The 20,691-nt window shown below is 39.7% G+C and carries 22 protein-coding genes and 1 CRISPR repeat array; of the genes, 15 read left to right on the plus strand and 7 right to left on the minus strand.

Translation table 11 applies throughout. The features are described 5' to 3' along the window. Positions 1-9 precede the first annotated feature (9 nt). Positions 10-357 carry a Panacea domain-containing protein gene (locus V7K50_RS08440; protein ID WP_334959018.1) on the minus strand — a complete coding sequence of 116 codons (348 nt, stop codon included), beginning with the start codon at positions 355-357 and terminating at the stop codon, positions 10-12. A 278-nt stretch (positions 358-635) separates the two neighbouring features. Here V7K50_RS08440 and V7K50_RS08445 point away from each other — a divergent pair, with 278 nt between their 5' ends. Then, on the plus strand, positions 636-1,247 hold the full coding sequence (locus V7K50_RS08445; protein WP_334959074.1) for a hypothetical protein: 612 nt from the start codon (positions 636-638) through the stop codon (positions 1,245-1,247). Between the two features lie 229 nt (positions 1,248-1,476). Here the strand turns inward: V7K50_RS08445 and V7K50_RS08450 are convergent, their stop codons facing one another. Next, positions 1,477-1,845 carry a Dethiobiotin synthetase gene (locus V7K50_RS08450; RefSeq protein ID WP_334803794.1) on the minus strand — a complete coding sequence of 123 codons (369 nt, stop codon included), beginning with the start codon at positions 1,843-1,845 and terminating at the stop codon, positions 1,477-1,479. 209 nt (positions 1,846-2,054) lie between these two features. On the opposite strand from V7K50_RS08450, the gene V7K50_RS08455 reads away from it, so the two are divergent. The 12 genes from V7K50_RS08455 (at position 2,055) to cas5 (ending at position 15,479) form a co-directional block, all read left to right on the plus strand. Then, positions 2,055-2,291, plus strand: coding sequence for a hypothetical protein (locus tag V7K50_RS08455; RefSeq protein ID WP_334959020.1), 237 nt, complete (start codon positions 2,055-2,057; stop codon positions 2,289-2,291). A gap of 524 nt (positions 2,292-2,815) precedes the next feature. Next, the gene (gene psaC / locus V7K50_RS08460; protein ID WP_015175986.1) at positions 2,816-3,061 is read left to right on the plus strand and encodes a photosystem I iron-sulfur center protein PsaC; all 246 of its coding nucleotides are present in this window, start codon (positions 2,816-2,818) and stop codon (positions 3,059-3,061) included. 390 nt (positions 3,062-3,451) lie between these two features. After that, the gene (glmS, locus tag V7K50_RS08465; protein WP_334959022.1) at positions 3,452-5,341 is read left to right on the plus strand and encodes a glutamine--fructose-6-phosphate transaminase (isomerizing); all 1,890 of its coding nucleotides are present in this window, start codon (positions 3,452-3,454) and stop codon (positions 5,339-5,341) included. Positions 5,342-5,667: 326 nt separating this feature from the next. Then, on the plus strand, positions 5,668-6,312 hold the full coding sequence (locus V7K50_RS08470; protein ID WP_334959024.1) for a TnsA endonuclease C-terminal domain-containing protein: 645 nt from the start codon (positions 5,668-5,670) through the stop codon (positions 6,310-6,312). Between the two features lie 21 nt (positions 6,313-6,333). After that, complete coding sequence (locus V7K50_RS08475; RefSeq protein ID WP_334959026.1) at positions 6,334-8,565, plus strand: Mu transposase C-terminal domain-containing protein; 2,232 nt, start codon at positions 6,334-6,336, stop codon at positions 8,563-8,565. Beyond that, positions 8,549-10,222 (plus strand): ATP-binding protein, encoded by a 1,674-nt coding sequence (locus V7K50_RS08480; protein WP_334959028.1) that lies wholly within the window; start codon positions 8,549-8,551, stop codon positions 10,220-10,222. The genes V7K50_RS08475 and V7K50_RS08480 overlap by 17 nt, the downstream gene beginning before the upstream one ends. A gap of 4 nt (positions 10,223-10,226) precedes the next feature. Beyond that, positions 10,227-11,174 (plus strand): TnsD family Tn7-like transposition protein, encoded by a 948-nt coding sequence (locus V7K50_RS08485; RefSeq protein WP_334959030.1) that lies wholly within the window; start codon positions 10,227-10,229, stop codon positions 11,172-11,174. A 242-nt stretch (positions 11,175-11,416) separates the two neighbouring features. Then, the gene (gene cas6 / locus V7K50_RS08490) at positions 11,417-12,124 is read left to right on the plus strand and encodes a type I-MYXAN CRISPR-associated protein Cas6/Cmx6 (RefSeq protein WP_334959032.1); all 708 of its coding nucleotides are present in this window, start codon (positions 11,417-11,419) and stop codon (positions 12,122-12,124) included. Between the two features lie 59 nt (positions 12,125-12,183). Further along, positions 12,184-13,719, plus strand: a complete 1,536-nt coding sequence (gene cas8a1, locus V7K50_RS08495) for a type I-MYXAN CRISPR-associated Cas8a1/Cmx1 (RefSeq protein ID WP_334959034.1) — start codon at positions 12,184-12,186, stop codon at positions 13,717-13,719. Between the two features lie 56 nt (positions 13,720-13,775). Next, positions 13,776-13,979 carry a hypothetical protein gene (locus V7K50_RS08500; RefSeq protein ID WP_334959036.1) on the plus strand — a complete coding sequence of 68 codons (204 nt, stop codon included), beginning with the start codon at positions 13,776-13,778 and terminating at the stop codon, positions 13,977-13,979. 20 nt (positions 13,980-13,999) lie between these two features. Next, the gene (locus V7K50_RS08505; protein ID WP_334959038.1) at positions 14,000-14,851 is read left to right on the plus strand and encodes a type I-B CRISPR-associated protein Cas7/Cst2/DevR; all 852 of its coding nucleotides are present in this window, start codon (positions 14,000-14,002) and stop codon (positions 14,849-14,851) included. Position 14,852: 1 nt separating this feature from the next. Next, a complete protein-coding gene (gene cas5 / locus V7K50_RS08510; protein WP_104901451.1) occupies positions 14,853-15,479 on the plus strand; it encodes a type I-MYXAN CRISPR-associated protein Cas5/Cmx5/DevS in 627 nt (208 codons plus the stop codon). A gap of 188 nt (positions 15,480-15,667) precedes the next feature. Here cas5 and V7K50_RS08515 read toward each other — a convergent pair. The 3 genes from V7K50_RS08515 to V7K50_RS08525 all read right to left on the minus strand — a co-directional run bounded on the left by V7K50_RS08515 (position 15,668) and on the right by V7K50_RS08525 (position 17,520). Continuing rightward, a protein-coding gene (locus V7K50_RS08515; RefSeq protein WP_373690472.1) for an IS5 family transposase occupies positions 15,668-16,428 on the minus strand; the annotation gives its coding sequence in 2 pieces (ribosomal slippage) (positions 15,668-16,093 and positions 16,096-16,428; 759 coding nt in all). A 163-nt stretch (positions 16,429-16,591) separates the two neighbouring features. Then, positions 16,592-16,987: a CRISPR direct-repeat array (repeat unit 36 nt; unit sequence GTTCTTTAACATTAGATGTCGTCAGACGTTGAGCAG). A gap of 153 nt (positions 16,988-17,140) precedes the next feature. Beyond that, complete coding sequence (locus tag V7K50_RS08520) at positions 17,141-17,284, minus strand: hypothetical protein (RefSeq protein ID WP_181154290.1); 144 nt, start codon at positions 17,282-17,284, stop codon at positions 17,141-17,143. 5 nt (positions 17,285-17,289) lie between these two features. Then, on the minus strand, positions 17,290-17,520 hold the full coding sequence (locus V7K50_RS08525) for a hypothetical protein (protein WP_094341947.1): 231 nt from the start codon (positions 17,518-17,520) through the stop codon (positions 17,290-17,292). A gap of 145 nt (positions 17,521-17,665) precedes the next feature. On the opposite strand from V7K50_RS08525, the gene V7K50_RS08530 reads away from it, so the two are divergent. After that, positions 17,666-17,788, plus strand: coding sequence for a hypothetical protein (locus V7K50_RS08530; protein ID WP_334959041.1), 123 nt, complete (start codon positions 17,666-17,668; stop codon positions 17,786-17,788). A 10-nt stretch (positions 17,789-17,798) separates the two neighbouring features. Continuing rightward, positions 17,799-19,700, plus strand: a complete 1,902-nt coding sequence (locus tag V7K50_RS08535) for a TnsD family Tn7-like transposition protein (protein ID WP_094341981.1) — start codon at positions 17,799-17,801, stop codon at positions 19,698-19,700. A gap of 103 nt (positions 19,701-19,803) precedes the next feature. On the opposite strand, the gene V7K50_RS08540 is transcribed toward V7K50_RS08535, so the two are convergent. After that, a complete protein-coding gene (locus tag V7K50_RS08540) occupies positions 19,804-20,106 on the minus strand; it encodes a hypothetical protein (protein ID WP_094341946.1) in 303 nt (100 codons plus the stop codon). A gap of 129 nt (positions 20,107-20,235) precedes the next feature. Continuing rightward, positions 20,236-20,529 (minus strand): helix-turn-helix domain-containing protein, encoded by a 294-nt coding sequence (locus tag V7K50_RS08545; RefSeq protein ID WP_334959043.1) that lies wholly within the window; start codon positions 20,527-20,529, stop codon positions 20,236-20,238. Between the last annotated feature and the right edge of the window lie 162 nt (positions 20,530-20,691).

The following is a 20,691-nucleotide window of genomic DNA, read 5'->3' on the forward strand; positions in this document are numbered from 1 at the left end:
AGCCAAATTCTAGGGTGTCTCGGCATGAGTCATCTGCTCTAGTTCATAAGCATCGCAGGCAAAGTACTCTTGTGCAACTTCATCTAGAAACTCTTGAACCTCTTGGGGTAATTCTGGGTTAGCATCTTCTAAAATTGGTTGCCATCCAAAAAGCCTATACTTCTGGTACAACACAGGTATCACAGGCCCATGTATCCACGCTTGAAAATCCTCTGGGAATAGAGGAGTGTCATTGAGTGCAAGATGCCAAGCCTGAGCATAGTACACAAGCTTTTGCAGCTTTAGATTACTGATAAAAGAGCCTGTTTCATTTGCTAACCAGATAAAGTAATCTGCTACGTTAAAACATGACAACACTACAACCACCCCCTTCAGTCTGCTAGATAATAGCTAGCCTTCATTCGCTCTCATACATCAGCTTACAGAGTTATCACAGCAAGACCTAGGAAGAATTTCTCTGCTTATAGTTTAATTGTACTACTTTAAATTTTTACTTAGAGAATCGTAAAACTATCAATAAGTAAGATCCTTGATGTCTTAAGTTGGGTTGACGCTTGAAATAATCTTGCTGAAAAACGGGAAGACTATGGTTACTCCCTAATGGGGAAATTTCCATGAAAATCCTGAATAGCAAAATGCTCAAAAAATCTCTGCTTAACTGTTTGATTTTGCCTTTTTCTTTAGCAGCTGGGCTGTGTGTGAGAACGCTTTTTGATTCCCAAGCCAATGCTTTACCAGGGCAAAGTACAGAAGAAGTCGGCACCTGGATTAAAGCACATCCCACACTCCGCCCCAGGAGTGGGGAGCAATTATTTGTGCAAAAGACTGATACAGCCGCCCAAAGATTTACTTTTCAAGCGTCGGTATTGCCTCCCGGTAGGGTGGAGTTTTCCAAAGACCGAGGCAGAATTCGGACTGAGCGCATTGCTATGTATGATGCTATTAACGGCATGACATTTGCACGTCTCCAAGAATCCTTACGGGTGATTTATGGCTTGGAGATTTATCAAGACTACGATCGCGCCCAAGTCGTGTATGAATATCCCAATCAAAAGGTAGTTAATTCGGCGCGTCTAGCCAAAACTCCAATTCGGGAAGCCTTGAAGGGAGAATTACGAGTCGGCGATCGCTACGCCTATTGGGTGGAAATTGCTCAACCCAAGACGGGCAAAGCTTTTACCGGTCAAATGACGATTTTCCTCAAAACTGACCTAGACAAGTTAGAAAATGAGCTACAAGTTCGTTAATGGGCATTGGGCACTTGTACTGAGTTTCGACACTTCGGCTACGCTCAGTGCATCGCTACGCTCAACTACCGCGTTCGCGTAGCGTCTCGTAGAGAAGCCGTTGGCGCAACCTTTCCAAGAGTTGTATTGGGCATTGGGCACTTGTACTGAGCGTAGCCGAAGTATGGGGCATTAATTATTCTCCTTGTCTCCTTGTCCCTTCTCATTTAAAGATTACTGAATTGGTGTTCTACAACTTCCCCAACTCCATCTGAGGTAGGGTTTGCCATGTACCCGAAAAGATACTTTCAGATGCTAAGGAAATTCGTAGCAAATCTTCTTTCAGTAGTGGTGGCCAATCAACCCCGGCTTTACGCCCTGCGCCAAATAGCTGTTGTGCCTTAATGGTTAACTGATAAAGGGCTAAAGCCAGTTCTCTGTCTAGGCTCTTTGCCTCTTTGAGGGCTTCAAACACCACTTTCAATGCTAACAAAATCGAAGTGATCTGACCGGGTACCGGCGGTTTACCCTGTTTCATACGCGTTAACAGCGCATCTGGGTTTTCCTCGGTTGTGATTGTCTGATCTATGAGGAGTTTCCGAGCTGTTTCGTAATTCATGTAGCCAGTTTAGCGTACATTTTGCTTCAGCAGGAATACCTAATTAAAAACTCATAAAACTGGCTTTTGGTTATTTATAGCAATCTCTCATGATTTGTGAAATGATAGGCGTGGGGAAAATAATGGGGAATTTACGATGCTCTAGGTTAAGCAGATAGACTGAATATAATATCTTTGAAAAATACACCTTCCTGGAAATCCGAATCAAAATGATCTCACCGGTCTTACTAGAAATTGAACGCTCCGTCCTTGCCTTGTCTTTGGAAGAACAACTTTGGCTGTTAGAAAGTGTTGTTCGAAAAATCCGAGAATCTGAGTATATAAAAGATAAATTACCTGATGTAAATAATCTAGAAGAACAATTGGAACTGACGGCTAGTGTGCCAAATATTAAAACAGAATTTGCTGCTATAACTGATGAGTTTGCGATTTCTGAAATACTCTGATATGTATAAACAAAAATTATGAGATTGCCAGACTTAAAAAGTTAAATATACAAGTTATCGGTGAGCGTAGGCGCAGCCCAACCTAGGCATCGCAGTCTCTAAATTAATCATTTACACAGCAAAATCAGTATTAATCAGTAATTGCAACAACCTTCTATGTCACCTATATAGCTAATTTATTTCTGTTCGCACGGGGAAGTGGCGATCGCAAAATCAGATTATTACCCAAAATCCCATAATTGAAATTAGGGGATTTCCCTACTCCCTATTCACTTTTAATTTTGTTTCATTTCTCTTTACGGTTTAACCCAGTTATGGTATATCACTGTGGTAAATACGCTCTTATGATGTTGCTGATAATAAGTCAATAGGGGCAATCTCGCAAAAACAAAAATCTTCGGTGCTTATTACATTGTTTGAAGTTATGTAGCCTTTTGATTACGGCCTATCAACCACTGCGGTAGACTATGCGTTGATTATGATTCTTTCGCAGAGAAGAACACTCGAAAGGAGCCGTTTATTCAATGTCTCATTCCGTAAAAATCTACGATACCTGCATTGGCTGCACCCAATGCGTCCGCGCTTGCCCCACTGATGTACTTGAGATGGTTCCTTGGGATGGCTGTAAAGCTGCTCAAATTGCCTCCTCACCCCGTACAGAAGACTGCGTTGGCTGTAAGCGTTGCGAAACCGCTTGTCCCACCGACTTTTTGAGCATTCGGGTTTACCTGGGTGCTGAAACAACTCGCAGTATGGGTCTAGCTTACTAACAAGCTCATGCCGAGTGCTGAGTGCTGAGACAAAAAGAAGTAAATCAAAAAAACAATTTCTTGATCCTTCACTCAGAACTCGGAACTCGGCACTCAAGACTTTTAAGTGTCTCAATAGCAAACACTTTTAGCATCCGACAGTGGGCATACCCCACGTGAGGAAATCGTAATTTTAGATTGGGGATACAATCTCTGGGTATCTAAATCCTAGAAGCCGCATTTGTACCATCAAGTCAAAAGCTGACTGGGAATCCGTTGTAAAACCCTGAAATCCATAAAAATATCTAGTGGTAGAGGGAGTAAATTACTCCCTTTTTTCTTTGCAAAACGTCCACTTTGTGCTAGATACTATACTGGATTTAATCATCCTGAAAAAAAGTGGCGTGAACAATGTGCGGAATTGTTGGATATATAGGCACTCAAGCGGCGACAGACATTTTACTGGCTGGGCTAGAAAAACTAGAGTACAGGGGCTATGATTCTGCTGGAATCGCCACTATTTGGGAAGGTGAGGTAAATTGTGTGCGGGCAAAGGGCAAACTCCATAACCTGCGTTCTAAACTGGAACAAATAGAAACCCCTGCTCAAATTGGTATTGGTCACACACGCTGGGCAACTCATGGTAAACCAGAAGAATACAACGCCCATCCCCATTTGGATACGGCAAAGCGAGTGGCGGTGGTGCAAAATGGCATTATCGAAAACTACCGCGAGTTACGCGAGGAACTCAAAGGAAAAGGACACGAATTTGTTTCTGAAACCGATACCGAAGTCATTCCCCATCTCATCGCCGAATTTTTAAAGAATCTTCCCCCATCATCTCCATCATCTGCCTCATCTCCCTTCCTAGAGGCAATTCGCCAAGCCGTTAACCACCTCAAAGGGGCATTTGCGATCGCAGTTATTTCTGCTGACTACCCCGATGAATTGATTGTTGTTCGCCAACAAGCGCCCTTGGTAATTGGTTTTGGGCAAGGGGAATTCTTTTGTGCATCTGATACGCCTGCGATCGTTGCCTACACCCGTGCGGTGCTACCTTTGGAAAATGGCGAAATTGCCCGCCTCACACCTTTGGGCGTTGAGATTTACAATTTTGCTGGCGACAGGTTGAAAAAACAACCCCGACTGCTCAACTTCAATCCGGCAATGGTTGAAAAGCAGGGATTCAAACACTTCATGCTCAAAGAAATCCATGAGCAACCAGGGGTAGTAAGAGCTAGTTTAGACGCTTACTTTCATCCAGCCGAATCTACCGAATCACCAATCAACCTTGGTTTACCTGCGGATTTATATACCGATTTAGAACAAATTCAGATTGTCGCTTGTGGTACAAGTTGGCACGCAGCATTAATCGGGAAATATTTACTTGAACAACTAGCAGGAATTTCAACTCAGGTACATTACGCTTCTGAGTATCGCTATGCACCATCACCGGTGACGGCTAACACCTTGATCATTGGCGTTACCCAATCAGGTGAAACCGCCGATACCTTAGCAGCTTTGACAATGGAAAAAGAACGTCGCCAAGGGAAAGAACCTAAATATCAAGCGCGATTACTGGGTATTACTAATCGCCCGGAAAGCAGCCTTGGTCATCTGGTACCGCATATCATTAGTACCTTAGCGGGAATTGAAATTGGGGTAGCAGCGACAAAAACTTTTACTGCCCAATTGATGGCATTTTATGCATTGGCATTGGATTTAGCAGCTCGTCGTCAGACAGTTTCAAAAGATACATTAGAGAAAATTATTAATGGGTTGCGGCAGATTCCCAAAGAAATTGAGGCCACTTTAGAAACTCAGGAACGCTTAACCGAACAGCTAGCCCACGAATTCGCCGAAACCAAAGATTTTATTTTTGTGGGAAGGGGAATTAACTTTCCCATTGCTTTAGAAGGGGCGTTGAAATTAAAAGAAATCAGCTACATTCACGCCGAAGGGTATCCGGCTGGAGAGATGAAGCATGGCCCGATCGCACTTTTAGATGCGAAAGTACCAGTAGTGGCGATCGCAATACCTGGTAGTGTTTACGAAAAGGTTATTTCTAATGCTCAAGAAGCCAAAGCTAGAGATTCTCGGTTAATTGGCGTGACTCCCGTCAACGATGGTGAAGCTGCGGAAATATTTAATGATCTTCTTCCCATCTCCCATGTAGACGAGTTACTTTCTCCGATTCTGACAGTAGTTCCTTTGCAATTATTGGCTTATCATATTGCCGCCCGTCGCGGTTTGGATGTCGATCAGCCCCGGAATTTGGCCAAGTCTGTAACGGTGGAATAGTCTATTTATAGAGGTAGTAGCGTCTGTAGAGGAATAATTCGGCTGAACAATTAATAATTCGGTCAAACAATAAATAACTCGGTTGAACAATAACCCTTTGTAGAGTACGCTTGTATTAAGCAGATATGCGATCGCTCTCAGGGGTTATTTTTATGGTTAGAGGCAGAGGAGAATGGACGCAAGCCAAATTTGAGCGCTATAGAAAAGAAGGTCGTGGGCGGGGGAGTGGTAAAGACTATAAGCCCTGGATTACAATCCAAGATTTTCCCTCGAAAGGTCGGTCGTCTAGGACTCCTGGCTGGAAAAGCAACCGAGTACATCATTTCTTGTCAGACCAAGAAAAACGATTATTTTATTTATTTGAGTGGTCAGATGTCGTCACAGATACAAGAGAGCAATTCCCTTTAGACGACCTTGACCTAGCGATGAGTATTGCTACGGAGATGGGTATAAAGTATCCTGTAGACCTACAAAGTGGTACTCCTTATGTCTTAACAACTGATTTCATGCTTACAGTAAATCAGAATGGAAAGCAGGTTCAGATTGCCCGAACAGTTAAGCAATCAACAGAGCTAGAGAAAAAGCGAGTAATTGAAAAATTGGAATTAGAGAGGCGGTACTACTTAGCAAAAAGCATAGACTGGGGAATTGTTACAGAAAATGAAATTCCAAGGCTATTAGCGGACAATGTTGAGTGGATTCATTCTGCCTATAAATTAGAAGCAAATTCTGAGATGGATATTGCCCAATTACATGAGCTAGCAACTATTTTAAAATCCAGGCTTCAGGAACACGATATAGCAATAAATAGAGTAACTACCGCTCTAGATAAAGAAATGAATATCAAGTCTGGTACATCACTTTATATTTTTAAGCATTTAATTGCCGCAAAAAAAATCATTATAAATATGTTGGAGACAAAAATATCTGCTTGCCCTTCCAGCAAAGTGATCGAAAAAATTATATTTTAGAAATATTACTTGGTAAGTAAGATGCAGGAAAATTTATTTATAAATGACCTTATCGAGTGGGAATCAGATGGAAATAATCAACTGACTGAAAGAATTATTTGGATCGACGAAGGTTATATTATTGCCTTTGTTCTTGATGTTAATTCTAAAAAAGGTTTGCCAGAACCGAAGAAAGTATCTGAAATTTTAGAAGCTATGTCTGAAGGTCTTGCATTTAAGCAGAAACAAGACCCTTGGGCAAGAATAATTCGTGAGGAAAATTTAACAGATAGAGATAAAGAGTATAGAGATAAAGCCTGGGAAATAATTTCATCTTTAGTTGTCCACGAACCTTCAATATATTATAGGAATATTCGAGGTTCTCTGGTAAGGCAAGTTATTAAAAGCTATAACGACGGAAGAGAAAAAGATAAATTAGTAGAAAGAACTGTTTATGGATACATGAGACGATTTTGGCAAAGGGGAAAAACAAAAAATGCTTTGATCCCTGATTTTATAAATTCATCAGGTAAGGGTAAAATTAGAGGAGATTCAAGCAAGAAGAGAGGAAGACCTAAAAAATATTCATACGATCCAGAAATCGGTGAAGGGGTCAATGTCACGGAAGAAGATAGGAAAATTTTTAGAATAGCTATTAGCAGATTTTACAATAATCCAAAGGAAAACTATTTCACATCTGCTTACGAGTTGATGGTAAAGGAATTTTATAAAGAAGGAATTAGATATGACGAGAATGGTGTTAGAAAATCTATTCTAACTCCGACTGAGAAAATACCTACAATTACTCAATTCAAATACTGGTATCAAATTGAGCAATATGATGTAACAAAAACTTTGACATCTCGAATAGGAGCGAAGAGATTTGCTCTGGAAAACAGAGCTATTTTGGGAACCTCTAAGATGGAAACTATTGGCCCCGGTTCTCGATATCAAATTGATGCTACAGTCGGAGATGTATATTTAGTTTCTAAATACAATCGTAACTGGATAATTGGTAGACCAGTTATATACGTAATTATTGATGTTTTTAGTCGAATGATAACGGGTTTTTATGTTGGTTTAGAGGGGCCGTCTTGGATAGGAGCAATGATGGCTTTAACTAATGTAGCCGCAGATAAAGCCATGCTTTGTCAGGAACATAACATTGATATTGCTGAAGAACAATGGTCTTGTAATCAAATGCCAGATGCAATTCTAGGAGACAGGGGAGAATTGGCAGGAATGGCTGTAGAGACATTAATCCCTAATCTTTATGTTCGTATCGAAAATGCAGCTTCCTACCGAGCAGATTGGAAGGGTTTAGTTGAAAGGCACTTTCGTATTATTCATGAGTATGTAAAGCCTTTCTTACCTGGTTATGTGGATACAGATTTTAGACAAAGAGGCGCAAGAGATTATCGACTGGATAGTAAACTCGATATAGACCAATTTGCTGAAATTATTATTCGTTTAATTATTTTCCACAATAATAAACCTCTCAATGAATATGAGAGGGATGAAGCGATGATTGCTGATGATGTACCTCCTATCCCTAGAGAGTTGTGGAAATGGGGTATCGCTAATCGCTCTGGTAGACTTAGAAGCTTTCCTGAAGATATTGTCAAGTTAAATCTAATGCCAACTGAAAAGGCCACCATCACTGCTAAAGGCATTAAACTCAGGGGCAAGAATATGTACTATAGCTGTGATCAAGCAGAAAAGGAACAATGGTTTGAAAAAGCTAGAAGCAATATGCTCTCTAAATCAGAGAAATCGTTAATAGTTTCCTATGATATTAGGAACCCTAATTTTATTTACCTCCGCTCAGAGGATGGTAGAAATTTTGAAAAGTGTTTTCTTATTGACCCAGAAGGTAGATACATTAACAAAAACTTTTATGATATTGAGTATATGCTTGCTTACGAAGAATTACAACAGCAGAAAACTCAAGGCAAAACACTACAAGAAAAAGTTGATTTAATAGCAGATATAGAACATATAGTTAGTAAAGCAGAAAACATGACTGAAGCGGCTCAGGATGAACCATTAAGTAAGAGCAAAAAAGTTGCTGGTATTAGAGAAAATAGGGCTTTTGAAAAGGCTAAACGACGTGAAAATGAGGGATTTGAGCTAGCAAAAACAGAAACTCCAACTAGCACGGAAGCTGTAGAGACGAACAATGAAAGCTTAAAACCACCCAAATCGTTGCAACCTAATCATCTTGATATTCTTAAGCAGAAACGACTGGAGCGTAAACGTGGACGGAAAGAATGAGCGTGAATGGGTTGAAATTCCAAATGGTGATTGGGCTGCTATTGCTAAATATAGTGACCATAAGTTAGCTGAATACAATATCAATCCCTTAGTTCAGGCATTACCTCCTATCCTTTCAAGAGATGAGTTTGTTGAAAGAGTGACAAAATTGCCTGATTATGATTCTGTAGAGACGGAGCTAGAGTCACAGTATAGATTTCATTGTATTGAACGATTATCGAGATATTTTGATCCACAGAACAAGACAATCGAGCTACAGAAGGTAATTGCTGTGTTAATTATGCAAGGGTATATAGCTCGAAATATTTTGAAGCCAGAATATGCACGTAGGTCAAGGCAAATCTATGATGCTATAAAAGATGGCGGCGGTAAAACATTGGAAAATTATGTTTATGTTCCTACTTCTGCATCAGGGCTGACACTGATTGGCCCATCAGGAATGGGCAAGTCAACTAATCTGCTGAATATTCTGTCTTTATACCCGCAGGTCATTCTTCATCCAGAATATACTACTTTCCAAATTGTTTGGCTGAAAGTTGATTGTCCCCATGCAGGCTCTTTGAAAGGTTTATGTACTGATATTTTTCTTGCTGTTGACAAGCTTCTTGGAACTAGCTACTTCAAGAAATTTGGTTCTAGAGGTAACTCAGAAGACTATATGTTAGCTCAAGTTGCCCAAATTGCTCATACCCATCACTTAGGAGTTTTGGTTATAGATGAAATGCAAAATTTAGTGAACGCAAGAAGGAATAGAGATGATTTATTAAATTTTTTAGTCAAAATGGATAACACTATCGGAGTTCCAGTAATTCGAGTGGGAACAAACGAGGCTTTTCCAATTTTACAAGGTAATTTTCGGAATGCTAGAAGAGGAACAGGGCAAGGAAGTGTAATTTGGGAAAGAATGCTTCAAGATGATGACTGGGATTTTTTTCTCACGGGAATATGGGAGTATCAGTGGACAAAAACTCCTGTTGATTTTTCTGATGAAATTAACGAAGCTTTCTACTACGAGTGTCAAGGAATTATTGACATTGCTATCAAGCTCTATAAAATGATTCAATGGAGAGCAATTTCGCTCGGAGGTGATGAGAAAATTACTGTTGACCTGATTCACCAATCAGCGAAAGACGGACTATATTTAGTCAAACCAATGCTGGATGCTATTAGGTCAGGAGATCAGGATTGGATGATTAAATACAAAGATATTGCTCCCATTGATACTACAGAATACAAAAACAAGTGTTCGTCTGAGCTTGAATCTAGGGACTTAGAAGAAGTTCGCAGATTAGCACGTAAGCAGCAAAACAGGGGAAATCAATCAGTAAAGCTACGTCATATTATTGTTGAACTTGTGAAGTTAGATGTAGAGCCTTCTGTAGCTAAAGAGTGTGCTGAAAAAGTTCTTGCAATTAATGAAGATAATGCAGATATTCCTTCGTTGGTAAAAGAAGCATATATTTATGCTTTGCAAGGTGAACCAGTTAGCAAAGGCACTGCAAAAACGAATATACGCAAAACAAAGCCAAAATATCAGAGTAATGATATTCGGCAAATTGTCGAAAATGCCAAGAATAAAAAAATTCCTGCTTATCAAGACTTGAAAGCAGCAGATATAATTAAAAATCCACTTCAAGACTTTATCAATATTCAGTAGGCTTATGCTCAGTTTTTTTCCACAACTTTATCCTGATGAGCTTTTGTATAGTGGTTTAGCTCGATATCATACCAGGAGTGGGAACACAAGTTTCAGGCAAACAGAAATAGAGCTATTTGGATATTATTCTCAACAAATATGCAGAGTTATTTTACCTAGTAACTTAAATTATTTAGTTAATAACTTACCCTTGCGTTCAAAGCAGACTGTAGAAAATATAATTCAAAATCATAGTTTATACCCTTTTTATGCGACTTTTTTAATTCCACAGGAAGCTTGGATAGTAAAAGAATCAATGAAGAAAAAACTTAATGGCTCTATCTTAGAGATGGCTAAAGTAGCTTTTAATTCTACCGATAGAGCAAAAAAGTTTCTCAAGTTTTGTCCTATATGTATGGAAGAAGATACGCAAAAATTTGGAGAAGGTTACTGGCATACGTTTCACCAAATTCCTGGTGTAATGGTTTGCTCTGTTCATAATTCAGCCCTATATGATAGCTCAGTTCTTGTCGAAATGCGGAACACACACTATCATGCTGCAAGCCCAGATAATTGTATTCTCAATACGAACACAATAAATTATACAGAGGTAAATTTACGAAACTTAATAGTATTAGCCAAGGAAGTTGAGTGGCTAATTAGTAACAATATGGATTTTAAAGGTTTAGCTTGGCTTCGCAGCCAATATAAGGATTATTTAGTTAATAAGAAATTAATTGCACTTTTTCCAGGTAGTAAATTTATATTTAAAGATAAAGATTTTTCTAAATCTATCATTAATTTTTATGGACAAGAATTTTTTGAAGTTATTAATCAAAATTCTATTAAAAATCCCGATAAATATTTTTCTAATTTCCTGCTAGCCTGTGATGTAAACCCAGTCATTGACCGAATCATACATATTGTGATTGTAAATTTTCTAGCTAACTCTCTAGAAAATTTTTTTAGATAAAAGATTAGTTCATAGTTTTATAGTTACAGCACTTCCGGCAGCTATGAGGTACATCCTAAAAGCTGAAAGCGATGATAGGAGAGGGGCAAGGAGAAAACTATATTGCATAATAGCGGGAAGCGCTGTAAAACAATTTTTATTAAGGAAAATTATTATTAATTTTCCTTAATAAAAACTCATATATAAAACTATCGGGTATTGTAAGGAAATAAGAATGAGTTGCCTCAGATTTGGTGAAAGAGATGAGTAGCTATTTCAGTTTACCTACCCAAAACCCCATAACAGAAACTTTAACCCAAACCTACCTAAGAGAAACTTTAACGCCTCAGTTACCCTGGGTTGAATTATGTTTTAGCATCATTGGTCAGACTATACCTGTGGATCACGGTTATGGGTTGTATTCTGCGATCGCTCATTTTCAATCCCAAGTTCACGACATGGATAATACATTGGGTATTCACACTATTGCAGGTATTCCCAGCGAGGATGGTCAGATTCATCTGACTGATAATTCCAGGCTTCAGATTCGCCTACCTGTGGACAAAATCAGTCTAATCTATCCGTTAGCAGGTAAGTTGCTGAAAATTGGCAAGCATACAATTCGCTTGGGGATTCCTGAAATTCATTTGCTTGAGGCTGCTGAGAGACTGCGATCGCGTATAGTGATTATCCAGGGTTATCAAGAACCGGAATCATTTTTAGCAGCAGCACAGCGTCAGTTAGAAAAACTGGGTATCCAGGGAAAAGCCTTTATTACCAAAAATACTGATGGTAGCCCAAAACGTAGAAGTATCAAAATCAAGCGCTTTACGGTTGTGGGTTTTGGGTTAGAAATTATTAATCTCAGCGATGAAGATTCGCTGACATTGCTGAGATATGGCATTGGGGGAAAACGTAAGATGGGCTGTGGCGTTTTTGTGCCTGTGAAGAGAAAGGGAAACGCAAGTTAAAGCTGGTTTTGACTACTACCCCAATATAGGTTTGAGAGTATTTCCCAGAAATAAACAAGATGTCCGTAGTAGCTAGTGTTGTCAACCCCAAAATTCAGTTAAATTTGGGCGATCCAAGCATAACTTGGATACATCGTGCTGGCATAGCAGGACTCTGGATGACGCTCAAGCAACTAGAAAAACTATACCCAATACCTGCGGAACGACCTGGTAATTTAACTTGGTTCCTGACTCATCGCAGTATCAGCCTGGAATGGCAAGGGCAGGATTTCGTAGTTTTAGACTGGCTGCTAAAGCAATCTTTTCAGATTAATGAAGAAGGTCTAATTTCGCTGACAGGCTTAAATACGCATTCAATCAATATTGAAACCCGAATTAATATTCACTTGGGAATAACAGGAACGTTTCTCCAACATAACCAGGTTTTTAAATTTGACGGCGGTAAATCCTGGTCATTAATAGTTGATGGTATAGAAATCGATGTCGAGTATAAGAAAGCAGTTTCCTATGCTCATCAACATTTTGCTAAACAACTCTGTGATAAACAAGGTCAATTATTAGGACAATCAATTGGTGTAGCAGGGTGGCTATATCCGGGATCTGTAGTTCGTCATGTCGCTTTTACAAAAGAAACTAGGTTTGAAGAGAAACCACAATTGGCTTTTGCTCTTTTATATGCTCTTGTTGCTTGCCACTATTTTGTTTTGCGATCGCACATCAAACTGGAACATACACAATATGCCCTAGTTATACCTGAAGTGGTTGACTTAGAAATTTATGCCCAGGAATACTGGAGTTTGGGAAACTTAGATTACAAGGATTTCAATGTATCTAGCTTAGGAGATGCTGCATTAAGATACCTTACTTACGAAACAATTATAGAATTGGCTATACCCGATCAAGTAAAACGATGCCAAGTAATATTATTTGGAACGGTAGTTTGGTCAAAGCAGCAAAAAACTCGCATAGAAATAGCAGTGGTAGAAGCGACTGAAATAATAGATTTTATCTATAAGCTTAGTCGGATTTATTTTCCAGAGTACCAAATTGTTAAGTATAAAAATAAAAATTTTATCATTAGCAATATGTTTAGGGGAACTATTGCCAATAACTTAGTAAAGGGCTTTCCTTGGTGGGCTAATTTATATCAAATCTTTAAAAGTGAAAGTTTATTCAAACTCATTAATAATGATGGAGTTTATAAGATGATTCAAAACTCTGAATGGAATCTAGAAAGTCAAAAGCTATTTATTAAAGCTTGTCATGAGGCATTGAAGAAAATATACGCTAAAATTTATGGACGAACAAAGGAAGGTCAATATGCTCAAATTGAACGAGAAAATATACGTATTTTATCGCAACTAGGACGTTGTACAAATGCTGAAAATTTTCGGAAATTTATTGCGGAGTTTTGGGGAAGAGCAGGTCAACTTTCCATTCTAGAAAAACACTGGGAAGAATTACTGCCATTAACTTCTGGGATAATGGATTGGAAAGTTGCCAGAGATTTAACTTTTATTGCTCTTGCTAGTTATCCAAAAAGCAATATGGTTGAGAAACAAATATTGGAAATCTCTGATTCTAATAGTGAATAAGTACACATTTCTTTGCTTAATAAAACACAAAATATGAATTCAATAGGCAATTTTAAATGTTTCATTTATTCGGTAATATTTTGACTAGCTATGGAACCGCAGCTAATAATCGAGGGGAAAATGAAGGTAATATAACTCCCTTACAAAAATTAATTTGGAAAGGTGAAGTTCATACTACCATTTCATCTGAGGCGATTCGTTGGGCATTACAGCGCTTCCCGCTATTATGCAATACAGTTTTCTCCTTGCCCCTCTTTTAGCATAGCTTTCAGCTTTGAGGATGTACCTCATAGCTGCCGTAAGTGCTGTAAGGTACTACTGGCAAAATGTTGGCTATCCGGTGAACCGACGTTGGGATGAGAATGCTCAACCAGTAGCGGATCATGTTTGGCAAGACCCCAACTTTGATGACATTCGCTTCATTGATGATGATGTTTTGGGATTTATGCAGGCAGAAGCAGCAAAATTGGAAGCGTCAGATGAGTCTGAAGGCGAGTCCGAAGGAGCATCTCAAGATGAGAACAAAAAAAGTTCTAAAAGTAAGGATAAGCAAACTTCTCCACGTAAAGGCAAGCAAAAGCCTAAAGGGAAAATAACTGCTAGGAGGGGTGTATTAGAAGTTACTCGTGCAGTATCAATGATACCCTTTACGGGAAACATTACCTTTAATGCTGTCAGTGGAGCCAAAGGACGAAATTCTCTTTATGGCACAGAGATTCATGCTACTCGTTATCAATATGGTTTTGCATTGACACCCGATAGCCTCAAAGATAAATCTCGCCTCCATGCTGTTCTAGATGGTTTGATTTCGATTGGTGAAGTGGCGGGAAATCATGCCCGTTTTTTGTATGATTTCTCCCCTGAAAGTATTGTACTGCGGTGGACACATGATTTTTCCCCTCGTTTTCTATATTGCTTTGAGCAAGACGAACTGGGAAATTTATCAGTATCCAACTTAGTGCGACAGATAGAGGTAGGAGATATTGATCCCAAAGAATTATGGATTGGAGGCTTAATTTCTCAAGGTTTAGAAGATTTAGGAGCAAATGTATTTCCTGGAGTGAAGTCGGCAGTCAAAGCATTAAAACAGGTCATTGCTGAAGATTTGCAGTTGTCATCGGGGAGCGATTAACATGACGACAGTTGCTTTGAAAGTTGAAGTACCTATTGCTTGTTTTCGCCAATCTCGTGCTAGAGAATACGCTGAAACCTATCCAGTGCCACCACCTTCTACAGTGTACGGGATGTTACTTTCTCTGATTGGTGAGACAGATCGTTATAAACATTGTGGAACTCAATTAGCGATCGCGCTCTTGTCTAAACCAGAAAAATCTATTGTAATTCGGACTTTTCGTAGGTTTAAAACGAAAGATATCCACCACCCTAAGAATGCTAAACCTGATTACCAAGAGTTGCTAACGAACGTTGAGTTTGTAGTTTGGGTGAAAACAGACAAAGCAAAGCCTACTTTAGCAGAACTTTTGCAGCAGGCATTTGCGAACCCAGCTTCTATTAATCGATTTGGTGGACTGTGTTTAGGTGAAAGTCGGGATCTAGTCAATACTGTTACCCTTTTACCTGAGAAGTATCATAGTGAGTCTTTGTGGTGGTTAGTTACAGATGAAGATGGTTCGCTAACCTTACCCTATTGGGTTGACCATGTTGGGTCTAAGAGAACACGCTGGCAGTGTTATGAGCTTCAAGAGTCCCAAGTATGGCAACCACCTGATTTATCGTGGACTACGATTCAAACTAGTTGAAAAATGAGGGTATTTAGATTTTTACAAGGATATCTACTTGTTGAGCCGACATAAAGAGATAAAAAGTCGGTATTCTTTACTGAATCAGCAATTCAGCGTTTTCATTATGATTAAGGATGCTTGCAATTCCTCAGAAAGTTCCAACAATAAGCCTTCTGGGTGTTGTTAAGCTAGCCTAGGGCGTGTCATCAATTGAGCCAAATGACAGAAGCAGCCAAATAAATTGCACCCAGAAAGTTGGCAGCGCGTTTGTCGTAGCGCGTTGCGATCGCTCGGTACTGCTTGAGTTTGGCAAAAAAGTTTTCAATGAGATGACGGGCTTTGTATAAATCTCGGTCGTAGTCACGAGGTCTGGTACGGTTGCGTTTAGGAGGAATCACTGCGGTTTTGCCCTGTGCCTGAAGTCGCTCAATTACTCGCTCATCGGCATCATAGCCTTTATCTGCCAGTACTGTGTCCGCCACAATATTAGGTAGCAGTTGGTCAGAGCCGTCAAGATCACAAGCTTGTCCGGGTGTCAGGTGAAAACTCAGTGGGTTGCCCAAAGCATCTACCACAGCATGAATCTTAGTACTCAATCCCCCTTTGCTGCGACCAATGGCTTCTGTGGACGCATCCCCCCCTTTGCACCCGCACTATGCTGGTGGGCGCGGACAATTGTCGAGTCAATCATTGCATATTCGTTATCGGCATCATCGGCCAAGTGCTGAAACACCAGCTCCCACACGCCTGTTTTTGACCATCGACTGAAGCGGGTGTGAATCACCCGAAAATCCCCGAATCTCGATGGCAAGTCACGCCAGGGAATGCCTGCTCGATAACGATATAATACTGCTTCAACAAACAATCGATTATCTTTAGCTGTGGCTCCCACATAGCCCTCTCGCCCAGGTAGCAGGTCTTTGATTCTTTCCCACTGGTCATCTCGTAGTGCGTATCGGCGCGTCATCGGTTTCAATAGTGTTTATTCTTTTCCAGCAGTTCTGATTCCAGTTTATCTAATTGATGACACGCCCTAGCCCATTAAATTTTGCAAATTTAGTGCCTCCTAATGATAGGTGCTTGTAAGATTATGTAGAAGACCTGATGGATTAATATGTTTAGCCATCGCTGTTCTTTAACATTAGATGTCGTCAGACGTTGAGCAGAATAATACAGAGAAAGACGTTTTTGTTCTTAAAGAAGTTCTTTAACATTAGATGTCGTCAGACGTTGAGCAGTTCCTTCGGTGGTTCACATCTGCACTGAACAAGTAAGTTCTTTAACATTAGATGTCGTCAGACGTTGAGCAGTCTTTGTCAGACTTGTCAAACATAAACGCGAAGTGCGTTCTTTAACATTAGATGTCGTCAGACGTTGAGCAGAAGGGTTTTTGGAAGCGTCTTGGGCGAGAGATCCGTGGTTCTTTAACATTAGATGTCGTCAGACGTTGAGCAGAAATCGACTCCAGCGTAAGAGCGCTCCCTACGTAAGTTCTTTAATATTAGATGTCGTCAGACGTTAAGCAAGATTTTCCTGCTCGTTGCCATAGCTTAAGTAAGTGGGCACAATAAAACCACACTGTGTAAAGAAAAGTAAAGAAGGCTCAAACTCTTTTTCCCCCTGCTCCCTGCCCCCTGCTCCCTGCCTTATCCCAACGATAATTATTTACGCCTACCTACTTATACTTCAAAAACAATTTTTGTGCGGATTTGTTCCCATTGCTCAATCTGCTTTTGTAGTTGCAATTTACGATCGCCCTCAACTGCACCAAGACCAGTAAACAAACCCTGATCGTTCAACTGATCGCTGTAAATAGCAATCAATTCAGTCAGTGCTTTTTTATAGCTTCCATCTCCTCCTCAGTGAAGGAATTTACATCTAGGCAAATCAGTCGTCTGCCAATTCTCTCCACAAGCTCCGACCTGCTGATATCAAAATTGGAGGCGATCGCATCTAATCCTTCAATACCAGTGGGAGTAAGGGCTAGGTTAACCCTTTTCTTCACCTCGTCGTACATCTCTGGTACGTCTTTTTGTCCTTTCTGCCCTTTCTTTCCCATTAGTACCCAGCTATTACACACCTCCTAAATCATAGTCAACAGGAAGGACTACGGGTAGATTCTATAAATTGCTCAAAGATATTTAGTTATTGCGTAATACCTGAGTTATTGATAATATAGGCGTTGTGTAATACCTAAAATATTTATGATAGAGGGCAAAAATCCTCATAATTTTGTTTGCTGTGGAGAGAAAGGTGTGGAAGGCGATCGCTACAAACTTGAAACACTTTGGAATTTACAAAAATATTCTTTTCAGGTTTCAACATGAGAAAGAATCTATGCTTGGCTTTTTTCCAGCCCCTTATCCAGATGAAATTTTATACAGTATTTTGGCTCGTTACCACATTAGGAGTGGTAACACTAGTCCAAAAATAACTCTAAGGGAGCTATTTAATTCTCAAGATGTAATAGCTACTGTTGACTTACCTTCTAACCTTAATTCGTTGATTGAGAATCTACAATTTATCTCGAATTATCAAGTAGAAGATTTGATATATAAATATACCCTCTATCCTTTCTACAGTGTTTTTCTGCCACCGAAAAGAGCTAGTCAGGTGATGGAGTCTATGAAAGCAGATTTCGGAGGAGATATTCATACCAGAACCGGAATTATGGCGAGTTCGTTAAAGATGCAGAGGTATCTGCGATTTTGCCCAAAATGTTTGGAAGAAGATTTGCAAAACTATGGGGAGTCCTATTGGCATAGACTACATCAAACACCAGGGGTTCTGGTTTGCCCAGTTCATGGTGTGACTTTGCAAGATAGCACAATTCCCATACAAGGTTTTAACAGGCATGAATACCATGCTGCAAGCCAAGAAAACTGTCCTGTTGTACCGATACAACAGGCTTACAGTCAAGAGACTTTAAAGAAATTGCGACTGCTGGCTCAAGATATTTCATGGTTGATAACTAGTAATCTTTTCTCTAGAGAACTAGAGTGGTTTCAAAGAAAATATATAGCTTTATTAACTGAAAAAGATTTTGCAACGGCAACCGGGCGAGTAAACCAGAAGAGACTACTAGATAATTTCTTGTTCTTTTATGGTGCTGAAGTGCTTGAGGCTGTTAACTCAATGGTGAATTACGAAAATGAGCAAAACTGGCTATTCAGCATTGTTAGGAAGCATAGAAAGTCATTTCATCCCATCAGACATCTACTCATAATTAGATTTCTGACGAATTCTATCGAGGAATTTTTCAACACGGATTACCAGTACAAACCTTTTGGTGAAGGGCCTTGGCTGTGTCTAAATGCTGCGGTAGACCATTATCTTAAGCCAGTAATAACTAATCTTGTTGTCACTCACTGTTTGGATAATAAAAAGCCGTTAGGTACTTTTTCTTGTTCCTGTGGGATGGTTTATTGCAGGACTGGCCCTGATGAAACTGATGAAGATAAGCAGCGAATTGGTAAAGTCAAAACATACGGTCAATTCTGGGAGCAAAAGCTAAAAGAACTGGTGGAAATCCAAAAATTAGGTCTACGAGAGACAGCAAAACAACTCAAGGTCGATTCCAGAACAGTAAAACGTTATACTGCTATACTTAAGCTAAAAACTTTTTGGAAATCTTCAGAGGAAAATCAGCTAGTAGACTCACAGGAAGTTTTAGACTCAAATCTAAATTTAGCCAGTGATGACAAAATCAAATACAGGGAAGTTTGGAACGCTTTACAACAGCAGTACCCAGAAGCCTCAAAAACTACTTTGAGGGGATTAGGTAAGGGAACCTATATTTGGCTATACAGAAACGACAAAGAGTGGCTCAACAAAAATTCGCCTTCTTTAAAAGTGCCTCTCCCTTGCGTCGGTAAAGTTGACTGGACAGAAAGGGACAAGCAAGTTCTCGAAAAGGTAAAAACTGCTGTACGAACACTTCTGAGTGCAGAAAAACCCGCAAGAATCACTATTTGTAGGATAGGGAAAAGTATTAGCTTACTGGCACTACTCGAAAAACATTTGGCAGAAATGCCACTGACTAAGGTTTATTTAGAATCAGTCACAGAAACTGTAGAGGATTTTCAGATTCGGCGTATTAAGTGGGCAATTAAGCGGCTTGATGATTGCGGAGAAGAAATTCAGCCTTGGAAGGTGATTAGACTGGCTGCGCTACGAGAAAATTGCTCTGAGAGAGTACAAGCAGCTCTAGAAAGTGAGCTTTATAAGCAACCGAATTAAGTTAATAACACTTTCTAGATCATAGTTCTGTTGATCAAAAGCTTCAAACAAAAAAGAGACGTGTTAAATCCACGTCTCTAAGTGATGAGAAAAATATTGAGTTCTAAGCTACATCCGCGACCAGTAAGCCGTTGACAGCAATAATCAAAAGCAGCGCTGAATCAGAAGTGTCACAGCAATGTCTTTTATCGCTATTACAGGGTTGCGCTATCCATTTGCCTTCAAGATTCTGGTAAAAAGTTCCCAGAAGTTGGGAACCGTTCCAAACTCGATACAGTTCTCCCAAATCATCTGGCACTGAGTCAATTTCAATTTCTGGCGCTACTGCGTCAGCTAACTGGTCAACATATTCCTCAAACTCTGCTTGAGCCGAGGCTTGGTTGTCAAATTCATCTTGTACAATCATCTGAGTAACCTCATTGATGGGGTTTAACAAAAGGCGATCGCAATCTTTGGACGGAGGGCGATCGCTTTTTGGATTTCATCAATATATTAGTTACTTTAGTAGCTAAAAATCAAGAAAATATCTAAAACTTTAATTAGTTACTTCAAGAGTGCTAAGGAAGTCGCTTAGAGAAATATCCAATGCAGCACAAATAGCCTCTAATACTTTAATAGAAACACTTTCTGACTCACCGTACTCTAGTTTTTTGATGTTCTGATGGGAGCATTCCCCTCCTGTGGCTGCAATTTCATCAGCTAGTTTCTGCCGCGATTTTTTACCACGCAATCGCTTTAGAAGCTGACCCTTCTCGTTATTCCAAGCAACGAATACAACATCTGCAACATAAATATACATTTTCGTTTCTTTTTTACCATTCTCACTCATATAATAGCTACAGCAGTAAACAAGCATCAGAATTTTGGGCTACTACAGTTTACAAACAATGAGGAGATAAGATGAAAGCGATCGCATCAGGATAGATTTAATTTCTGAAGTCCCTTACTGTTCTCCTTGGCAATAATTTCGATATTAGAAAGCCTTCTTGGA

It is taken from the genome of Nostoc sp. (assembly GCF_036917135.1).
Taxonomy (GTDB): domain Bacteria; phylum Cyanobacteriota; class Cyanobacteriia; order Cyanobacteriales; family Nostocaceae; genus Nostoc.

Bases quoted from the DNA above. Each gene is read 5' to 3' on its own strand.
- V7K50_RS08445 (WP_334959074.1), top strand. From the start codon at position 636: ATGCTCAAAAAATCTCTGCTTAACTGTTTGATTTTGCCTTTTTCTTTA.
- V7K50_RS08450 (WP_334803794.1), bottom strand. From the start codon at position 1,845: ATGAATTACGAAACAGCTCGGAAACTCCTCATAGATCAGACAATCACA.
- V7K50_RS08455 (WP_334959020.1), top strand. From the start codon at position 2,055: ATGATCTCACCGGTCTTACTAGAAATTGAACGCTCCGTCCTTGCCTTG.
- psaC (WP_015175986.1), top strand. From the start codon at position 2,816: ATGTCTCATTCCGTAAAAATCTACGATACCTGCATTGGCTGCACCCAA.
- glmS (WP_334959022.1), top strand. From the start codon at position 3,452: ATGTGCGGAATTGTTGGATATATAGGCACTCAAGCGGCGACAGACATT.
- V7K50_RS08475 (WP_334959026.1), top strand. From the start codon at position 6,334: ATGCAGGAAAATTTATTTATAAATGACCTTATCGAGTGGGAATCAGAT.
- V7K50_RS08485 (WP_334959030.1), top strand. From the start codon at position 10,227: ATGCTCAGTTTTTTTCCACAACTTTATCCTGATGAGCTTTTGTATAGT.
- cas6 (WP_334959032.1), top strand. From the start codon at position 11,417: ATGAGTAGCTATTTCAGTTTACCTACCCAAAACCCCATAACAGAAACT.
- cas8a1 (WP_334959034.1), top strand. From the start codon at position 12,184: ATGTCCGTAGTAGCTAGTGTTGTCAACCCCAAAATTCAGTTAAATTTG.
- V7K50_RS08500 (WP_334959036.1), top strand. From the start codon at position 13,776: ATGTTTCATTTATTCGGTAATATTTTGACTAGCTATGGAACCGCAGCT.
- V7K50_RS08505 (WP_334959038.1), top strand. From the start codon at position 14,000: ATGTACCTCATAGCTGCCGTAAGTGCTGTAAGGTACTACTGGCAAAAT.
- cas5 (WP_104901451.1), top strand. From the start codon at position 14,853: ATGACGACAGTTGCTTTGAAAGTTGAAGTACCTATTGCTTGTTTTCGC.
- V7K50_RS08525 (WP_094341947.1), bottom strand. From the start codon at position 17,520: ATGGGAAAGAAAGGGCAGAAAGGACAAAAAGACGTACCAGAGATGTAC.
- V7K50_RS08530 (WP_334959041.1), top strand. From the start codon at position 17,666: ATGATAGAGGGCAAAAATCCTCATAATTTTGTTTGCTGTGGAGAGAAA.
- V7K50_RS08535 (WP_094341981.1), top strand. From the start codon at position 17,799: ATGCTTGGCTTTTTTCCAGCCCCTTATCCAGATGAAATTTTATACAGT.
- V7K50_RS08540 (WP_094341946.1), bottom strand. From the start codon at position 20,106: ATGATTGTACAAGATGAATTTGACAACCAAGCCTCGGCTCAAGCAGAG.
- V7K50_RS08545 (WP_334959043.1), bottom strand. From the start codon at position 20,529: ATGAGTGAGAATGGTAAAAAAGAAACGAAAATGTATATTTATGTTGCA.